The following is a 16884-nucleotide window of genomic DNA, read 5'->3' on the forward strand; positions in this document are numbered from 1 at the left end:
GATAATATTCATTCTCGCGGCAAAAGTACAAAATAATTGTCAATTAGCAACAAACATTTGTCATTTGTCATTAGCTAAGGCGCTACCTGTATAGCTTTCTTTGCATTTGGCTATCTCTTCGGGGGTGCCTTTTGCTATTATAGAACCTCCTTTTTCGCCTCCTTCTAAGCCTAAATCTATTACGTAGTCGGCACATTTTATCATCTCTAAGTTGTGCTCAATCACTATCACCGAATGCCCTTTTTCTATTAGTGCTTGTAGCGAGTCTAAGAGCTTGCGTATATCGTGAAAATGCAAGCCAGTAGTGGGTTCGTCAAAGATAAAAAGCACCTTTTCTTTGCTCTCTGATTTTGATAAAAACGAGGCTAATTTAATGCGTTGCGCTTCCCCACCCGATAGGGTAGAAGATGATTGCCCTAAGGTTACGTACCCCAAGCCTACATCTTGTAGAGGTTTGAGTTTTTCTGCTATTTTTGTTTGCTTATGAGCGGCAAAGAAAGCCACGGCATCGTCAATAGTAGTGTTCAGTAGGTCATCTATGTTTTTCCCTTCGTAAGTTATTTCTAACACTTCTTTTTTGAAACGCTTGCCGCCACAGGCTTCGCAGGTTAGGTGCACATCTGCCATAAACTGCATTTCTATGGTCACCTCTCCTTCGCCTTTGCACACCTCGCAGCGTCCTCCATCTACGTTGAAAGAAAAATGCTTAGCCGAAAAGTTACGCATCTTAGCCAATTTTTGGTTGGCGTAGAGGTTGCGAATGTCGTCATATACTTTTAGGTAGGTGATAGGGTTAGAGCGACTCGATTTGCCTATAGGGTTTTGGTCTACAAACTCCACGCTTTGCAACTGTTTATATTTGCCTTCTATGCGGGTGAATTGCCCTATCTTTTCGTTGCTGGCATTTAACTCTTTTTGCATAGCAGGATAGAGCAGCTTCTTTATCAAGGTCGATTTGCCACTACCCGATACCCCTGTTACTACGGTCAGCATATCCAGCGGAAAACTCACATCTATATTCTTCAAGTTATTCTCGCGACAACCGATTAAACTGATGTAGTGGGGCGAGGTGCGCCTTTTCTTAGGCGGTTCAATGCTTAAGCGTCCGCTGAGGTATTTTCCTGTTAGAGTATCAGCTTTTAGCAGTTGTTCATAAGTGCCAGCAGCTACTACTTCCCCTCCGTGGGTACCGGCTTCAGGTCCTATGTCTATAATGTAGTCAGCGGCTTTCATTATGTCGGCATCGTGTTCTACTACTATCACTGTATTGCCTAAGTCGCGCAGCGATCTCAGTACTTTTATAAGCCTATGAGTGTCGCGTGGGTGTAACCCTATACTCGGCTCGTCGAGTATGTACATCGAGCCGACCAAACTACTACCCAATGAGGTAGCTAAGTTAATACGCTGACTCTCGCCACCCGATAGCGTGTTCGATTTGCGGTTTAGCGTTAAGTACCCCAAGCCTACATCGCTTAAGAACTGTAGCCTGCTGTTGATTTCTATCAGTAGCCGTTTAGCTACTTCTTGCTCGTAGGGCGAAAGGGTTAATTCTCTAAAAAATGCTTGTAGCTTTTCTATAGAAATTTCTACCAAATCCGAAATGCTTTTTCCTTGTATTTTCACGTAGTTAGCCTCCTTCCGAAGTCGTCTTCCGTGGCAACTATGGCAACGTGTTTTTCCGCGATAGCGCGCTAATAATACTCGGTTTTGTATCTTGTAGCTCTTTTCTTCTAATTCTTTAAAAAAGTCTGTCAGCCCTGTGAAATATTTATTGCCGTCCCATACTAATTGTCGTTGTTCGGCACTGAGTTCATACCAAGGTTTGTGTATCGGGAAGTCGAATTTGTAAGCGTTGTTTACCAACTGGTCGCGAAACCAACTCATTGTTTCACCACGCCAAGGGTAGATGGCATTTTCGTATACCGATAGCCCTGTGTTGGGTACGATAAGGTCTTCGTCTAGCCCTATCGTATCGCCATAGCCATCGCACTCCGGACAAGCCCCGTAAGGATTGTTGAAACTAAAAAGATGCACATTCGGTTCTAAGAAAGTGATGCCGTCCATCTCAAAGCGGTTGCTGAAGTGTTTTAGTACTTCCGATTCCACTTCTTGTAGCATACATTCCCCTTTTCCTTCAAAGAAAGCGGTTTCTACAGCATCTGCCAATCGGTGCTGAAAATCCTCGTTGTGCTGTACCACTATCCGGTCGACTACCAACTGAAATTTACCTAATTTCTTAGGTAGATTGTCTTCCTCCAATCGTATCACTTCTCCTTGGTGCAATATGCGCGCGTAGCCCTGCTGTAGTAGCAATTTTAGTACTTGTTCTACAGTGCGGTCTTTAGGGATACTAATAGGGGCTAATAGCAGCAGCTTAGTGCCGTCGGGGTAGGCGAGGGCGGCCTCTACCACATCAGTTACAGTGTGTTTTTTTACTTCCTTGCCCGATATGGGGGAGTAGGTCTTGCCGATACGGGCAAAGAGCAATTTCAGATAGTCGTATATTTCTGTTGAAGTACCTACCGTAGAGCGTGGGTTAGAAGTATTGACTTTTTGCTCAATAGCAATAGCGGGCGCAATCCCGATGATGTTATCTACTTTAGGTTTGTCAAGCCGTCCTAAAAACTGACGTGCGTATGATGATAGGCTTTCTACATAGCGGCGCTGCCCTTCAGCATAGAGGGTATCAAAAGCTAAGCTCGATTTGCCAGACCCCGATAGCCCTGTTATTACTACCAATTGGTTGCGAGGGATACCTACCGTTATATCTTTAAGGTTATGTAGTTTGGCTCCTTTTATAAGTATTTCTTTGCTCTTCATTGTCATCGTAATGATTCGGGCGACAAAGGTACGGATAATTTGCTAATTCACAATTTATAATTAGCACAAAAAATAAAAGCTCTCCTTACAAAGGAAAGCTTTCATTGGTTTACTATAAACCCGTGTAAAAATATTTACACAAAACAACACAACTAAATCTTATGAAGCGGTCTGGACGGGACTCGAACCCGCGACCCCATGCGTGACAGGCATGTATTCTAACCAACTGAACTACCAGACCTTTAGTGATGTGCAATTCATTTCTTCATTGCGGTTGCAAAAGTACAACAATTTTTATTACCTGCAAATTTTTCGGCAAAAAAATTACAACTTTTTTTTAATTTTATTTTATTACTGCTGATTATCAGTGTTTTATAAATTATATATTTTTAGTGCTACTCGCCGTTTTTAGGTGCAATTCTACGGCTTTACTGTCCGTCAAACTCGCTATATAGCAGGTGATGCCCATCACTTTGTCGTAAATACTGCCTTTTTTCTGATACTTTTCGGGCAACTTTTTTAGCAATAATTTATCAAAAGAGGTCTCTCTACCGTTTTCGAAGTTGATAATAGCAGTAAAAAAGATGTCTAAAAGATGCTGCAAAATCACATAACCTTGCACTTCTTTCTCTACTACTTCATCCGATTGGTAGATATGCTCTACACTACAGTCTATTACATCGGTTATTTGGTGGCGGTATTTGCTGAGCCTCAATAGCGATTGGTGGAAGTTGCCGTTTAGTATAGCGTCTTCATTTTCTATAAAAATCTCGGTAGCATCTTGCACTAAAGCACCGATAGCCACTGCCCTCAGATAAGCTATGCGCTCTTCTTTGGTCTGTAGTTTGGCGTATTTGTCGCTATGTATTCTATCCGATATGATGCCCCCCATATATTCTAAGGCTACCTCTTCGCTGATAAGTCCTAAATTAATACCATCTTCAAAATCGATAATGGTATAGCATATATCATCAGCAGCTTCTACTAAAAACGCTAGCGGGTGGCGTGCATATCGCAGTTCGCCCTGTTGGCTGGTAGAGATAAGCCCTAAAGTATCAGCTACTTCCTTAAAAAATGCTTTATCACCCTGAAAAAAGCCGTATTTCTTGTCGGCTATATTTTTAGTAGGTCGTATAGGTAGCGATTCTTTAGGATATTTGGTAAAAGCTCCCAGAGTAGCATAGGTCAAGCGTAATCCTCCCTCTACTCCCAACCGCGATTCGTTTACAATTCTAAAACCGTTGGCATTACCCTCAAAATTGCATAGGTCGGCATACTCTACTTCTGTCAGTAGATGTTTAATAGCAGTGCCTTTTTTGAATTGAAAGAACTCACCTATAGCCTTTTCACCACTATGTCCAAAGGGCGGATTACCGATGTCGTGTGCTACCGAAGCTGCTGCGATAATAGCGCCAAAATCGTTGGTTTGGTAGCCTAAATCACGTAGATGAGGGTACTTCGTTAGTAGGTGTTTTCCTACGGCACGCCCTAAGCTGCGCCCTACTACCGATACCTCTATACTATGGGTCAGACGCGTGTGTACAAAGCCCATTTTAGAAAGCGGAATCACCTGTGTTTTGTCTTGCAGACTCCTAAAGGCACTCGAAAAGACCACGCGGTCGTAGTCCATATCAAAGCTCAAGCGCGTTTCATCTTCATTAATACGTAGTCTTGTAGCAGTATCGCCGTATTTATTAAGCGAAAGTAGTTTTTCCCAAATCATATTTTTTTATTTATAAAGATAAAGGCTGAATCTATAAAGACTCAGCCCTAATTTTTTTAAAGTCTAACAGACAATATCTATTAGAAGTATGCGTTAAGAGTTGCAGAAAGAACTCCTAAACCATTTGCATTACCGATGTTAAAGTTTATTCTATTGTTGCTGTCGTTGCTAGCATATTCTAAACCTACACCATAAGTGTATTGAGCACCAAGAGCTACTTTAGGGAAGATAAAGTATTCAACTCCTGCAAAACCTTGTGCACCAATTCCAAATCCGAATTGTTTTTTAGCAGGAGAAACTAAACCTACTAAACCATCTACACCGTAGTAACCTTGTAGGCGAGTAGTACCTTTTCTCCACTCTTTACCATAGCCAGCTACTAAACCAAAACTGCTAGTACCATCAACGTCTTTTTGTTTTTCGAAGTTGAAGTTAAAGCTTGCTGTGTAGCGAGTTGCGGTGTTGTCAGTATCAAACTTTTTACCTACAAAAGTAATTACTGAAGCAGTAGAAGAAAATACGCCAGTACCAAAGTTAAGAACTCTTTGTCCTTCAAAAAGATCTGCAGAGCTGTTACCAGTGTTGCCATTGAAAGCATTACCAACATATCTCAAAGCATTACCTGCATTGAAACCAATAGACCAATCTCCTTGTTTTGGAAGATATTGTTCTCCTTTAGAAGATACTAAATTTTGTGCTGATACAGCACCAAAAGCAAAAACTGCTACTAATGATAAAATGATTTTTTTCATCGTAATTATGTTTTTTTAATTATTATAAGGCAAAGGTATACTTTTTTAGCATAACTACCAAATTTTTTCAGTATTTTTTTTCTTTTTAATAGGCCTTAGCAAACAGAACTCTTTTCTTTGAAGGCTTACCAGAGTACATACATACGCCACTTTCTTCTTTAGCATCTAAAGGAATACATCTGATAGTAGCCTTAGTTTCTTCTTTTATTTTAGCTTCTGTTTCAGCAGTGCCGTCCCAGTGAGCTGCAAAAAAGCCGCCTTTGGTTTCTAACAGTTCTTTGAACTCTTCGTATGAGTTCACTTCTGTTATATGGCTGTCGCGGTAGGCTAAAGCTCTTTTGTACAAATTCTCTTGTATCTCTTTTAATAATTGAGCAATGTGTGCTATGATGTCATCTCCGCTTACGGTTTCTTTAGTTAGGGTGTCGCGTCTCGCTACTTCAAAGGTGTTATTTTCTAAATCGCGTTGCCCTACCGCTAAGCGTACAGGTACACCTTTTAGTTCGTATTCGTGAAACTTAAACCCTGGCGATTGAGTATCGCGGTCGTCAAACTTCACACTAATACCTTGCTTTCTGAGAGCCTCCATTAGCGGACTGATGCGCTCTCTTACACTTTCTAATTGTGCGGCTCCTTTGTAGATAGGTACGATTACTACCTGTATAGGCGCTAAGTTAGGAGGCAATACCAAACCGTTGTCATCGCTATGGGTCATAATAAGGGCACCCATCAAGCGGGTCGATACTCCCCAAGAGCTTGCCCATACATATTCTTGCTTACCGTCTTTGGTAGCGTATTTCACATCAAAAGCCTTAGCAAAGTTTTGTCCTAAGAAGTGCGAAGTGCCGGCTTGTAGGGCTTTGCCGTCTTGCATCATCGCTTCTATACAATAGGTTTCGTCAGCACCGGCAAAACGCTCGGTTTCTGTTTTAAACCCTCTGATTACAGGTACAGCCATAAAGTTTTCTACAAAGTTGGCATATACATTCATCATTCTTTCCGATTCTTCTATAGCCTCTTCTTTAGTAGCGTGGGCAGTGTGCCCTTCTTGCCATAAAAACTCTGCTGTGCGCAGGAATAGGCGCGTACGCATTTCCCAGCGCACCACGTTTGCCCATTGGTTGATAAGGATAGGTAGGTCGCGGTATGACTGTATCCAGTTTTTGTACGTACTCCAGATGATAGATTCTGAGGTAGGGCGCACTATTAGCTCCTCTTCCAATTTTGCTTCAGGATCTACTATTAGCTTCCCTTTTTCATTGGGGTCAGTTTTTAGTCGGTAGTGGGTTACTACCGCGCATTCTTTAGCAAAACCTTCAGCGTTCTTTTCTTCTGCCTCAAAATAGCTTTTAGGTATAAATATAGGGAAATAAGCATTAGTATGCCCTGTTTCTTTAAACATTCTGTCGAGTTCGGCTTGCATTTTTTCCCATATAGCATAGCCGTAAGGCTTAATTACCATACAGCCGCGCACGCCAGAACTCTCTGCCAAATCGGCTTTTACTACCAATTCGTTATACCATTTCGAATAGTCTTCACTTCTTGATGTTAGATTCTTACTCATATATTATTTTGTACTCTTTTTATTAGTTTTTGTTGCTTGCCTCTTCGCTGCTTTCTTAGTAGCAGAGGTGCTTTTGTGGTGGTAGTAGTGCAGGCATTCATCTATGTAAAAATCGTGCTGATTTCTAATAAGCCCCGCTACATTGTTGTTAAACCATATTTCAGCCAAGCTCGCCTTCAGGTGTTTAGCTATCTCATTGCTGTTCTTGCCAAAATTTAGGTTGATGCGCCTGTTTCTTAAGAATTTAGCAAAGGCCATTAGCATCTCTTTCGGCACTTTATAGTCGGTTATAAAGTATGCCTTGTGGGGCTTGCTGTTTAGCGATGGGTGACTGTCTAAATACTCAAACAGAAAGAAATTGGTCAGTCCTGAGCGCAGCACTTCATTTACCAAATAGCTTTCGGGCTTCATATCTATAGGCACATATACATCGGGGTAAATACCGCCTCCGCCATATACTACTTTTCCCTTAGGGGTGGTAAATTTCAGCGAGTCAGGCACGGTAGCATTGTCTATCTGAAAACTCCCTCGCTGGTGTCCCAAACCGTAAGGCTTCTGTATAGACCGCCCTGTAGGAGTGTAATAGCGCGCAGTGGTTAGCCGTACTGCCGACCCATCAGGTAGAGGCATTTCGCTCTGTACTAATCCTTTCCCAAAGGTGCGTCTGCCTACTATCACACCTCGGTCGTTGTCTTGTAGCGCTCCTGCTACTATCTCGCTGGCTGAGGCAGTGTTTTCATTTACCAATATAAACACGGGCTTATCTTCAAATAGCCCCCCTTCAGTAGAGAAGGTTTCTTCTATCTCTTTGCGGTTGTTTTTGGTAAACACTATCATTTTGTTTTTAGGCAAAAACTCATCGGCTATTTGTATACCTACATTTAGGAATCCTCCGCTATTGTTGCGCAAGTCAAGTATAAGGCTGTTTACCCCTTCTTTTTCAAGAGCTTTAAGGGCGGTCGAAAATTCGTTGTAGGTAGTCTCGGCAAACCGGTTCATTCGTATATACCCCAGCGTATCGTTCACTTTGTAGAAGCAATCTATACTTTTTATAGGTATAAATTTCCGCTCAATAGGAATTCTGAAAATACTGTCTTTGCTCTTTCGGTATATGGTCAGGTCTACTTTCGAGTCCATTTTCCCCTTCAGTATATTCTTTATCTTATCGGTGCTTAGCCGTTTCTTAAAGAGGGTATCTTTGTTAGCCATCAGTATGCGGTCGCCAAAACGGATACCTTTCTTCATAGCATCACTTCCTTCTATAGGTCTGATAACGGCAATCGTATCTTTATACATATAGAAACTGATGCCTACCCCTACAAATTTACCACTCATCGTCTCGGCTACTTCTTGTATATCTGTTTTCGAGATGTAGGTAGAGTGGGGGTCTAACTTTCGCAATATACTATTGATGGTCAGGTCTACTATACTATCGGTATTTACATTATCCACATAATCCTCCTCTATATAGTCTATCAGCCGTCCGAGTTTTACCTTATAAGGATTTTCGGGCACGGTGTCTATATCGCTGATAGGGAAGGGGAGGGGTGGTGGCGGTTTCGGAATATAAAAATTAGCTAACTGCCGTCCCAAGATAATCCCTATCGCCAAGGTTATGCCGATAATAGTAGGGAGTATGTAGAGTTTGTTTTTCATTTAAATGCTATTATTTGCCAAAGGCGGTGATACCTTTTCTGAGCCATTTGTAAAACTCATCAGCATCATCGGTATCGGGGGTATACCCTATAGGGGCTACTAAATTTTCGCCCTCGTGGTTCATCAGCACATAAAAAGGCTGTGTGTTAGCTTTGTATTTCAGAGTCTGAAACTCACTCCATTTCTGACCTATAGTCTTAATGAGTTTGCCTTCTCTTATTTGTGAAGGTTTTATTTCACTCTCTGGCAGCGGACGTTTGTCATCTACGTATAGCGAGATAAGTACTACTTCGTTTTTGAGTATCTCTAACACTTGCGGCTTAGGCCATACGTTTTGCTCCATACGTCGGCAGTTTACGCACGACCAGCCTGTGAAATCTAATAGTACCGGCTTATTTTGTTGTTTAGCGTAGGCCAATCCTTTGTCGTAATCGTCAAAGGTTATGATGTTATGAGGCTTAAATAGGTGGGCTCCTTCAGGTAGCGCGCCTTCTTCTACCCCAACGGCTCCTTTACCTACTCCATATGGCGATTCGCTATAGTGTTGTGGAGGTGGAAAAGCGTTGATAAGGTTCAGAGGGGCACCCCATAACCCTGGTATCATATAAATAGTGAAACTCAAAGTGAGTAGCCCCAAAATGAGTCGCCCTACTGATATGCGGTCAGAAGCATCATCGTGTGGCAAACGTATTTTTCCAAATAAGTATAACGAAAGGGCGCCAAATATAGCTATCCAAATAGCGATAAATACTTCGCGTTCTATCCAGTGGTATTGTACCACTAAGTCAGCATTCGATAAGAATTTAAATGCCAATGCCAATTCCAAAAAGCCCAATACTACTTTCACAGTGTTCATCCAACCGCCTGATTTGGGGAGTGATTGCAACCACCCTGGGAAAGCCGCAAATAGTGCAAAAGGCAAGGCTATGGCTAATGAAAACCCAAACATTCCCATAATAGGGGCGATGCCCCCTTGCGAGGCTGCTTGTACTAATAAAGAACCAACTATAGGCCCTGTGCACGAGAAAGATACAATGGCTAAGGCCAGTGCCATAAAGAAGATACCTACAAAACCACTGCGATCGGCTTGGGCATCAATCTTAGTACTCCACGAGCTGGGTAGGGTGATTTCAAAAGCACCTAAAAATGAGATAGAAAAAACTACTAAAATAAGGAAGAATATAAGGTTAAACAAAAAGCTACTTGAAAATGCGTTTAGCACATCAGCTCCAAAAATAGCAGTTACTACCGTGCCTAATAATACGTAAATCACGATAATAGAAATACCATAAGTTATCGCATTTCTGATGCCCTTAGCCTTTGTTTTACTTTGTTTAGTAAAGTAGCTCACTGTCATTGGTATCATCGGGAATACGCAAGGGGTCAGTAGAGCTGCAAAACCAGCTAAAAACGATAAAAAGAATATCGTCCAAATACCTTGATTGTGAATAGGGGTAGGGTTTATTGCCTCTGTTTTAGTTTCGCTTACAGTCGTAGCAGGCGCTGCGTTATTGTCTGCTGGCGGATTGTTAAAGGTGAATTGTGGGCTAACACCTGCGGAGGCAGCGGCATTATCTGTTAGTTCAAATACCAAATCTACTGTATCTGGGGGCGAGCAGTTGTTGTCATTACAACTCATAAATTCTACGCTCCCTTTGATGCTTGTAGCTGCCTTATTAAGCAGTTTTATGTGTTGTTTAAATACCGCTTGGTTGTGGAAATAAGAAATCTCCATATTAAACACTTTGTCGTGCTTCAGTATAGGGGTCGATTCTTCGGTCTTCCCTACAAGCTCAAAGTCAGCGTTTTTTTCAAATTCAAAAGTAGTCGGAATAGGTCCATTGGGCGGGATGTTCTGTCCGTACAGCTTCCAACCAGCCTCTATAGTAGCCTTAGCTACCAAGTAATATTCAGTATCATTGATTTTCTCAACGCTGGTAGACCACTTTACAGGGGTATAAATTTGTGCCTTTGCTATCGCAACAAAAGCAATAAGTAGTAATGTAATGAGTTTTTTCATTGGTCGTTCGTTATATTTAAGGGTGCAAAATTACAACAAAATAATGATTTGTACAATTTTTAAAGTTACTTCTAAAGTGTATTTTTCCATTATAAAGCTCGTGTATGAGCTCCCCCTTCGGAGGAAGTCCGCGAGCTAGCGCAGCGGAGTATGTGAAGGGGGGGAGGTTTCTATTAACCATTATTAATGAGCCTCGCCATATAAAAACCGTCATAACCCGATTGATGCGCAAAAATCACTTCTTCAGCCTCTAATTTAAAATCCTTGCCAGCTTCCGAAGCTAAGAAAGTCGCTACTTGCTGGTGGTTTTCTGAAGGCAATACCGAGCAAGTCGCATATACCAGCTTACCGCCTTTTTTCAGCAGTTTGCTATACTGCTGCAATATTTCTTGTTGGGTAGTGCGTATCTGGTCTAAAAACTCAGGTTGCAATTTCCATTTAGCATCAGGGTTGCGGCGCAGTACACCTAACCCACTACAAGGCGCATCTATCAGTACGCGGTCGGCACTGCCTTGCATACGTTTCAGTTGCTTAGGGTCTATCAGCTTAGTTTCTATGTTGAAAGCCCCATTGCGGCGTGCTCTTCGTTTGAGTTCTTGCAGCTTTTGCTCGTAAATGTCCATCGCTATAATCTGACCTTTGTTTTGCAAGAGGGTTGCCAGATGAAGCGTTTTACCACCAGCTCCAGCACAAGTGTCAATAATGCGTTTTACGCTATTGTCTATTTGCATAAACGGAGCTACTTTCTGCGAAGAGGCATCTTGCACCTCAAACAATCCGTCTTTAAAAGATTGACTTTTGAAGATGTTACTGCGCTCTACCAATTGCAAAGCATCAGGATACTGCTGTAGCGGATAGCTTTCTACCCCTTCCTCGCGGAGGAGTTGCTGCAGTCTATCACGACTTATTTTTAGGGTATTTACGCGCAATACTACGGGGGCTAAACTGTTCAAGCTGTGCAGTTCGTCTGTCCAGAGAGCCTCTCCCAGTTCTTGTTCTCCCAAAGCGTCTAACCAGTCAGGCACCGATTCGCGGTATTTGCGTATTTTAGAGAGCTCGTCAAATTTCCCTTTGATGCGTCTGGTAGGGGTATCTTCAAAGTAGTTTCCCCAGTCAGGCAGTGCAACACCTTTCAGGGTAGCCCATACTGCAAAAAGGCGACGTAGGTTATGTATGCTGAAGGGTTCATATACTTCAGCTATTTCCGCATAGAGGCGTTTCCAGCGCACTATATCGTAAATCGTTTCAGCCACAAAAGCCCTATCCCGAGCCCCCCAGCGCTTATCTTTTTTCAGCAGTTTTTCCACTACCTTATCGGCATACTGATTTTCGGTAAAAATAAAACCGAGTCCCTCAATCACCGCATCCACTAAATTTCTGTGTAATTTCAAAATACTTTTTTTGAATGTTGTTTTATACTAAATTTGAATATTGCTTTTATACTAAAAATGAGACGGTGCTTTTCTCATCACCGTCTCTTAATTATCTGCCTGTGCTAGCATCTCTGCTTGTGCGGCTCGCACTTTGCCTGTGCAGCTCGCACTAAAAAAGTTGCGCTGTGAAGGTAAACAAGAAGTTACCATAAGTAGATTTTATATGAGCAGGAGTGGTCAGCACATTCTCATACATTTGGTATAGGTTTGTTTGTTTAGCCACATCATACGAAGCGTCTAATCTAATACCACCCAAGGTCACACCAGCCCCAAACGAATACCCTGTCAGATCACCTACTACTGCAGTTGTTTTCCTATACGGACTTTGTGCGTATCTATAACCTGCTCGCAAGCTTACAAAGTTAGTGCTCTTAGGGTCTTCTTTTATTAATTTAAAAGGTATTCTATACTCTCCTCCTATGCGTAGGGTCGAGGTATCACCCATTTGGTTTTCAAAAGCACTGTTATAGCCTTTCATATTATTACTTCTGAATTTCAGATTATCGTAGGCTCTGTAGGTGTAATCAATGCTTAAGATACCTCTTTTCTTTATCAGGTAAGCAGCACTAGCAGTCCACGCACTGGGGGTGCGGAATTTGTATTCGCGTTCATACCATATAGGGTCGCCATATCTATTCACTAATTCTATATCACGGTCATAAGTAGTAGTAGCCACTCCTGTAGTAGCGTAGAGCACTTGGCGCGACTCCTCTTTCATCTTATACCACGTAGGCGATTGGTAACTTACCCCTAAACGCAACTCATCAGTTACTTTGATGATACTTCCTAGCTGTAGCGAAAAGCCTTCACCTGTTGTATTGATGTATTGTTTGTGGTTCGCATAGCGTAGGTAAGGGTTTGAACTTCTAAAGTTATCTTCTTTTACACTATATAGCGCCTTTTCGTTGATGTTGTGCGCATTTAAGTTCATTCCTAAGTAAATAAAATCCCCTATTTGCGAAGCAAAGTTGAAATTGTATTTATTTACATAGCCCGAACGCTCTATTTTATAGGTTTGCAAGCGTTCTAGATTATCACCACTAAGGTCATATTCCGTATTGTCTGCCGAAAGCGTCTTAGGGTTGATAAGACCAGCCTTCAATCCCAAATAAGCCATTTGGGCAGCATACCCCTCTCTACGTCCTAAGGTAGCATAATACTCTCCTATCTCTTCCTGCTGGTTTAAATTATATCCTCTTGCAAAAGTACCAAAGCTAAAAGGATTGCCATTATTACCTTTGGTAGCGTAGTCCAAAAAGTAATCGTCTAAGCCCTTATTATTGTAAGCCGAATAAGAAAACTTGTCATTGTCAAGAGTTTTGCTTAACTGATAATTAAACCCAAAACTCAATTTCTTAACAGTAGGCGACACATCAGGAATAGCAAACACAACCCCGAAATGATTGAAGTTAAAATCATTGTTATTTTTCTTATCACTTCGGTCTAAGAAGTTAATATCTCTCTTTTGGCTGTTGTTATTAAGGCTAAACGAAATTTCGCTTGCGTTGAAAATAGCACTCCCTGCCGGATTGATATTTATGGCTGAAGGGTCACCACCTAAGGCACCAAATGCTCCGCTCATAGCCTTAAAACGGGCGGTACCTGTCAGTTCTTCAGTGCTATAGCGCAAAGCATCAGTGTAATTCTGAGCTTGAGTACCCATAGCTGCTAAAGAAAATCCTAAAAATAATATATAATTGATTTTTCTCATTTTTCTTAATATTTTTTAATCGCGATTTGAACTTCTGTATCCTCCACTGCTGCTACTGCTGCTGTTAGAAGAACCACTGCTGTAATTGCCGCCAGAGCTGCTGCTATTGCTATGGTTAGAACTTCTACCGGAATAGTTAGAGTTCGATTCATAGGCTCTTCTGGTCTCATAGCCTGTTGGCGGATTATTGTTATATTGCTGATTTTGGTAAGAAGGTCTACCACTATAGTTGCCGTTATTATTGTAATATCCTTGGCTTTGCGAACGATTATAAGAGCCTCTACCATCTTCATAACGGTTAGCGTTACTTCTGTAGTTGTCATCTCTTATAATAGCACGTCCTCTGCCGCTATAAGACCCTCCATTGCCGTACGAACGACTTGGTTCGTAATAGTAATCTCTTGGTCGGTAATCGTAATAATATCCGTAATAAGGATAGTAACCTCCGTAAGGATAATACCCATAATAAGGGCTATACCCATAGTAAGGACTGTATCCGTAATAAGGGTAGTAATCATAGTACCCACCATAGTACGGACGATAACCGTAGTAGCCACTATAGCCCCAATAAGGGTCGTAATAACTGCCCCAGCCCCAGCCAAATGACAAGCTCCAGCGAGCTCTATTTCTGTAGTATGAGTCATAGCCGTAATAATTAGGATGCCAATTATTATAGCCCCAGCTATTATACCCCCACGGATTGTTGTTGTACACATTCACATTCACTTGCGAAGGGTTGCTACCCCAGCCTCCGTAGGCAGGAGCTCCCGAAGTCGCGTTAGAACGATAGCTGTTTACATCGGTAAAATGTGTAACCGATGTATCAGGCATTTGGCGGTATTGCTGTGCTTTTTCACCGAAATAATCCTTGTAGCGGTTAGGTGTATACCTATTTTCTACAGGCGTATAAGCAGGTTCTTCTACTATTTCCAAATAGCTAGGTCTTTCAGGTACGGGGTCGTAATATACCCCATCAGCGTAATAATAACCACCGCAAGAAAGTAGCGCAAACGATGCCACGAGTAGCAGTAACACGTGCATCCATCTTTTGTTGATTTGTAAGTTCTTTTTCATATTGTATAAGTTTTTTTATAAAGTCAAACCAAACATCTTGCTAATAGTATCACAATTTTTATGCCATTTTTTTTGAAGCCATCTACACCGAACACTGAGCGAAGGATAAGCAAAGGATAAGCGAACGAAAGTCGGCGAGCTGGCATAGCCGAGTATGTGACGAACGAAAGTCGGCGAGCTGGCACAGCCGAGTATGTGACGAACGAAAGTCGGCGAGCTGGCGCAGCCCACTAGGTTGTTAAATAGCCCCTTCATCACTAATCATCAATCTTGTCCCAAAGAAAAGAGCCTTCTCTCCAAAAGTAGCAGCAGCCTCTTCTAAAAGTTGTGGCATTTTCTCTTCTAAGAAAGCTGACAGTTTAGCAGCAGAGCTGATTTCGTGGTGTATGGCATAATGCCTATCAGTCGAATCTAATACCCTCATTATTTGTACATTGTCTACTAATGCAGAGGCGTTTACAGCAGGCAGATAAGAGTGTGCTAACCACTGTTGCCACGCCTCGAAAACACTTTCGTCAATGACTGCTGTCAAATTATAGATATACATATATTACTTTATTTTTTGCAAAGATAAGAAATATTTCTTAGCTTTGCACTCAAAATAAATAATTTAGACTATGGCAAGTATCCGCGATTTAAAGAAAGATATCAACTATGTTTTAGGTGATATTATTGATGCTGTGTATTTTACAGGCAAAATGCAAACAGAAGAAGGTAAGGCTCTTATAACTGAAATTGTCAATACTTTCGATACTCTAATCGATAAAGTAGCTGATAGAACTGTTGAAAGCAGAGGGGCTCATTTAAAGCAAGTTAGAAGAGAGTTTGAAGAAAGAGCAGGAGCATTTATACAAAAGCTAAATCAATTAGCTTAAAAAATGTTCAAAAAACATTTGCATATTTACAAAAAAAGGTGTTATCTTTGCACCCGCAAATAAGCAGAGTGCCGGTGTAGCTCAGTTGGCTAGAGCACGTGATTTGTAATCTCGGGGTCGTGGGTTCGACTCCCTCCACCGGCTCAAATAAATAAAAAAGTCCGGAAAGTTTGTATCAAACTTTCCGGACTTTTTTTAGTTATTATTTATCACTATTTTACACCCTGTTCATTAGCCCAATTCCAGTATTTTTTAGCACTTTCAGTATGTTGTAAAAAAGTGCGCGAAAACTTGTGGTAACCGTAATTCTGAGGGTCTGCCACAAAAAAGTAATAATCGTGTTGTTCAGGTTTTAGCACAGCCTCTATAGACGATAGGTCAGGCATTGCGATAAGTCCTATAGGTAAACCGTAGTTTTGATAAGTATTATAAGGATTTTCCAGACGGGTGTGCGCTTCAGTTACTCGTTTTATTACCATATTGTAGTTGCCTGTATGGTTTTTCATCGCGAAGATAGCGGTAGGGTCAGCCTGCAATAGCATATTGATATGTAGACGATTTAGATAAACACCAGCTATACGAGGGCGTTCGTCTACTTTAGCACTTTCTTTTTGTACTATCGAAGCCAAAATACTCACCTCTATAGGACTAAGACCTTGTACTTCAGCTTGTGCTTGGCGTTCTTTAGTCCAATAGCGGTGATATTCTTTCAGCATACGGTCGCGGAACTCCTCAGCAGTAGTATTCCAATAAAATTCATAAGTATTGGGCAAGTACATAGCAAGGGCAGTAGCCTCAGTAAACCCGTTTTCTTTCAGAAAAGTAGGGTCTAAAAAAGCGCGTATTAGGGTAGTGCTATCAGGCTCTATCTGCTCGGCTATACGAGTGGCAAGGTCTTCCAATCGCTCCTGATTATTAAACTTTAGTTTTACGGGGGTATTTCTATTGCGAAGAGTACGTATGATTTCAAGGTTACTTGCCCCTTTCTTGATGATGTATTTTCCTGCTTTTACGTGTGTTGTATAGCCGCGTTGCTTAGCTACTTGCTCAAAAGCGAGGCTACTTTTTAGCAACGGACGTAGTTTGTGCAATACATCACCAAAGTCAGCTCCTGTAGGTATGTATATTACAACTTCCTTTTCATTAAAAGCGGTATTACTCGCAAATACAGCGCGATAAATAAAAAATCCTGCTATACTGATAAGGGCTATTACTGCCAATATTATCCATTTTTTCATTGTCTATATATTTGTCTG

12 protein-coding genes and 2 tRNA genes are annotated in these 16884 nt (G+C 41.5%); 2 read left to right on the forward strand and 12 right to left on the reverse strand.

Translation table 11 applies throughout. The annotated features are described in order from the left end of the window. Positions 1-60 precede the first annotated feature (60 nt). The 11 genes from uvrA to FOC45_RS02620 form a co-directional block, all read right to left on the reverse strand. Positions 61-2820 (reverse strand): excinuclease ABC subunit UvrA, encoded by a 2760-nt coding sequence (uvrA, locus tag FOC45_RS02570; RefSeq protein ID WP_155846587.1) that lies wholly within the window; start codon positions 2818-2820, stop codon positions 61-63. A gap of 167 nt (positions 2821-2987) precedes the next feature. After that, positions 2988-3061: transfer RNA gene (locus FOC45_RS02575), tRNA-Asp, on the reverse strand. A 138-nt stretch (positions 3062-3199) separates the two neighbouring features. Further along, positions 3200-4543 carry a dGTP triphosphohydrolase gene (gene dgt / locus FOC45_RS02580; protein WP_009388556.1) on the reverse strand — a complete coding sequence of 448 codons (1344 nt, stop codon included), beginning with the start codon at positions 4541-4543 and terminating at the stop codon, positions 3200-3202. Positions 4544-4623: 80 nt separating this feature from the next. Next, positions 4624-5295 carry a hypothetical protein gene (locus FOC45_RS02585; protein ID WP_009388555.1) on the reverse strand — a complete coding sequence of 224 codons (672 nt, stop codon included), beginning with the start codon at positions 5293-5295 and terminating at the stop codon, positions 4624-4626. 85 nt (positions 5296-5380) lie between these two features. Further along, positions 5381-6859 carry a proline--tRNA ligase gene (gene proS, locus FOC45_RS02590; protein WP_009388554.1) on the reverse strand — a complete coding sequence of 493 codons (1479 nt, stop codon included), beginning with the start codon at positions 6857-6859 and terminating at the stop codon, positions 5381-5383. A 3-nt stretch (positions 6860-6862) separates the two neighbouring features. Then, positions 6863-8515 carry a S41 family peptidase gene (locus FOC45_RS02595; RefSeq protein ID WP_009388553.1) on the reverse strand — a complete coding sequence of 551 codons (1653 nt, stop codon included), beginning with the start codon at positions 8513-8515 and terminating at the stop codon, positions 6863-6865. 10 nt (positions 8516-8525) lie between these two features. After that, positions 8526-10535 carry a thioredoxin family protein gene (locus tag FOC45_RS02600; RefSeq protein WP_009388552.1) on the reverse strand — a complete coding sequence of 670 codons (2010 nt, stop codon included), beginning with the start codon at positions 10533-10535 and terminating at the stop codon, positions 8526-8528. A gap of 173 nt (positions 10536-10708) precedes the next feature. Continuing rightward, on the reverse strand, positions 10709-11926 hold the full coding sequence (locus tag FOC45_RS02605) for an RsmB/NOP family class I SAM-dependent RNA methyltransferase (RefSeq protein WP_034539413.1): 1218 nt from the start codon (positions 11924-11926) through the stop codon (positions 10709-10711). A 151-nt stretch (positions 11927-12077) separates the two neighbouring features. Beyond that, positions 12078-13679, reverse strand: a complete 1602-nt coding sequence (locus FOC45_RS02610) for an OmpP1/FadL family transporter (RefSeq protein WP_009388550.1) — start codon at positions 13677-13679, stop codon at positions 12078-12080. A gap of 15 nt (positions 13680-13694) precedes the next feature. Further along, complete coding sequence (locus FOC45_RS02615) at positions 13695-14753, reverse strand: hypothetical protein (protein ID WP_009388549.1); 1059 nt, start codon at positions 14751-14753, stop codon at positions 13695-13697. Positions 14754-14991: 238 nt separating this feature from the next. Continuing rightward, positions 14992-15300, reverse strand: a complete 309-nt coding sequence (locus FOC45_RS02620) for a DUF4286 family protein (protein WP_009389209.1) — start codon at positions 15298-15300, stop codon at positions 14992-14994. A 70-nt stretch (positions 15301-15370) separates the two neighbouring features. Here FOC45_RS02620 and FOC45_RS02625 point away from each other — a divergent pair, with 70 nt between their 5' ends. Beyond that, the gene (locus FOC45_RS02625) at positions 15371-15628 is read left to right on the forward strand and encodes a hypothetical protein (protein ID WP_009389210.1); all 258 of its coding nucleotides are present in this window, start codon (positions 15371-15373) and stop codon (positions 15626-15628) included. Between the two features lie 70 nt (positions 15629-15698). Continuing rightward, a tRNA-Thr gene (locus tag FOC45_RS02630) sits at positions 15699-15772 on the forward strand. Positions 15773-15840: 68 nt separating this feature from the next. On the opposite strand, the gene mltG is transcribed toward FOC45_RS02630, so the two are convergent. Next, a complete protein-coding gene (gene mltG, locus FOC45_RS02635; RefSeq protein ID WP_009733897.1) occupies positions 15841-16866 on the reverse strand; it encodes an endolytic transglycosylase MltG in 1026 nt (341 codons plus the stop codon). Positions 16867-16884: the final 18 nt, after the last annotated feature.

The organism is Capnocytophaga sp. FDAARGOS_737, assembly GCF_009730375.1.
Taxonomy (GTDB): domain Bacteria; phylum Bacteroidota; class Bacteroidia; order Flavobacteriales; family Flavobacteriaceae; genus Capnocytophaga; species Capnocytophaga leadbetteri.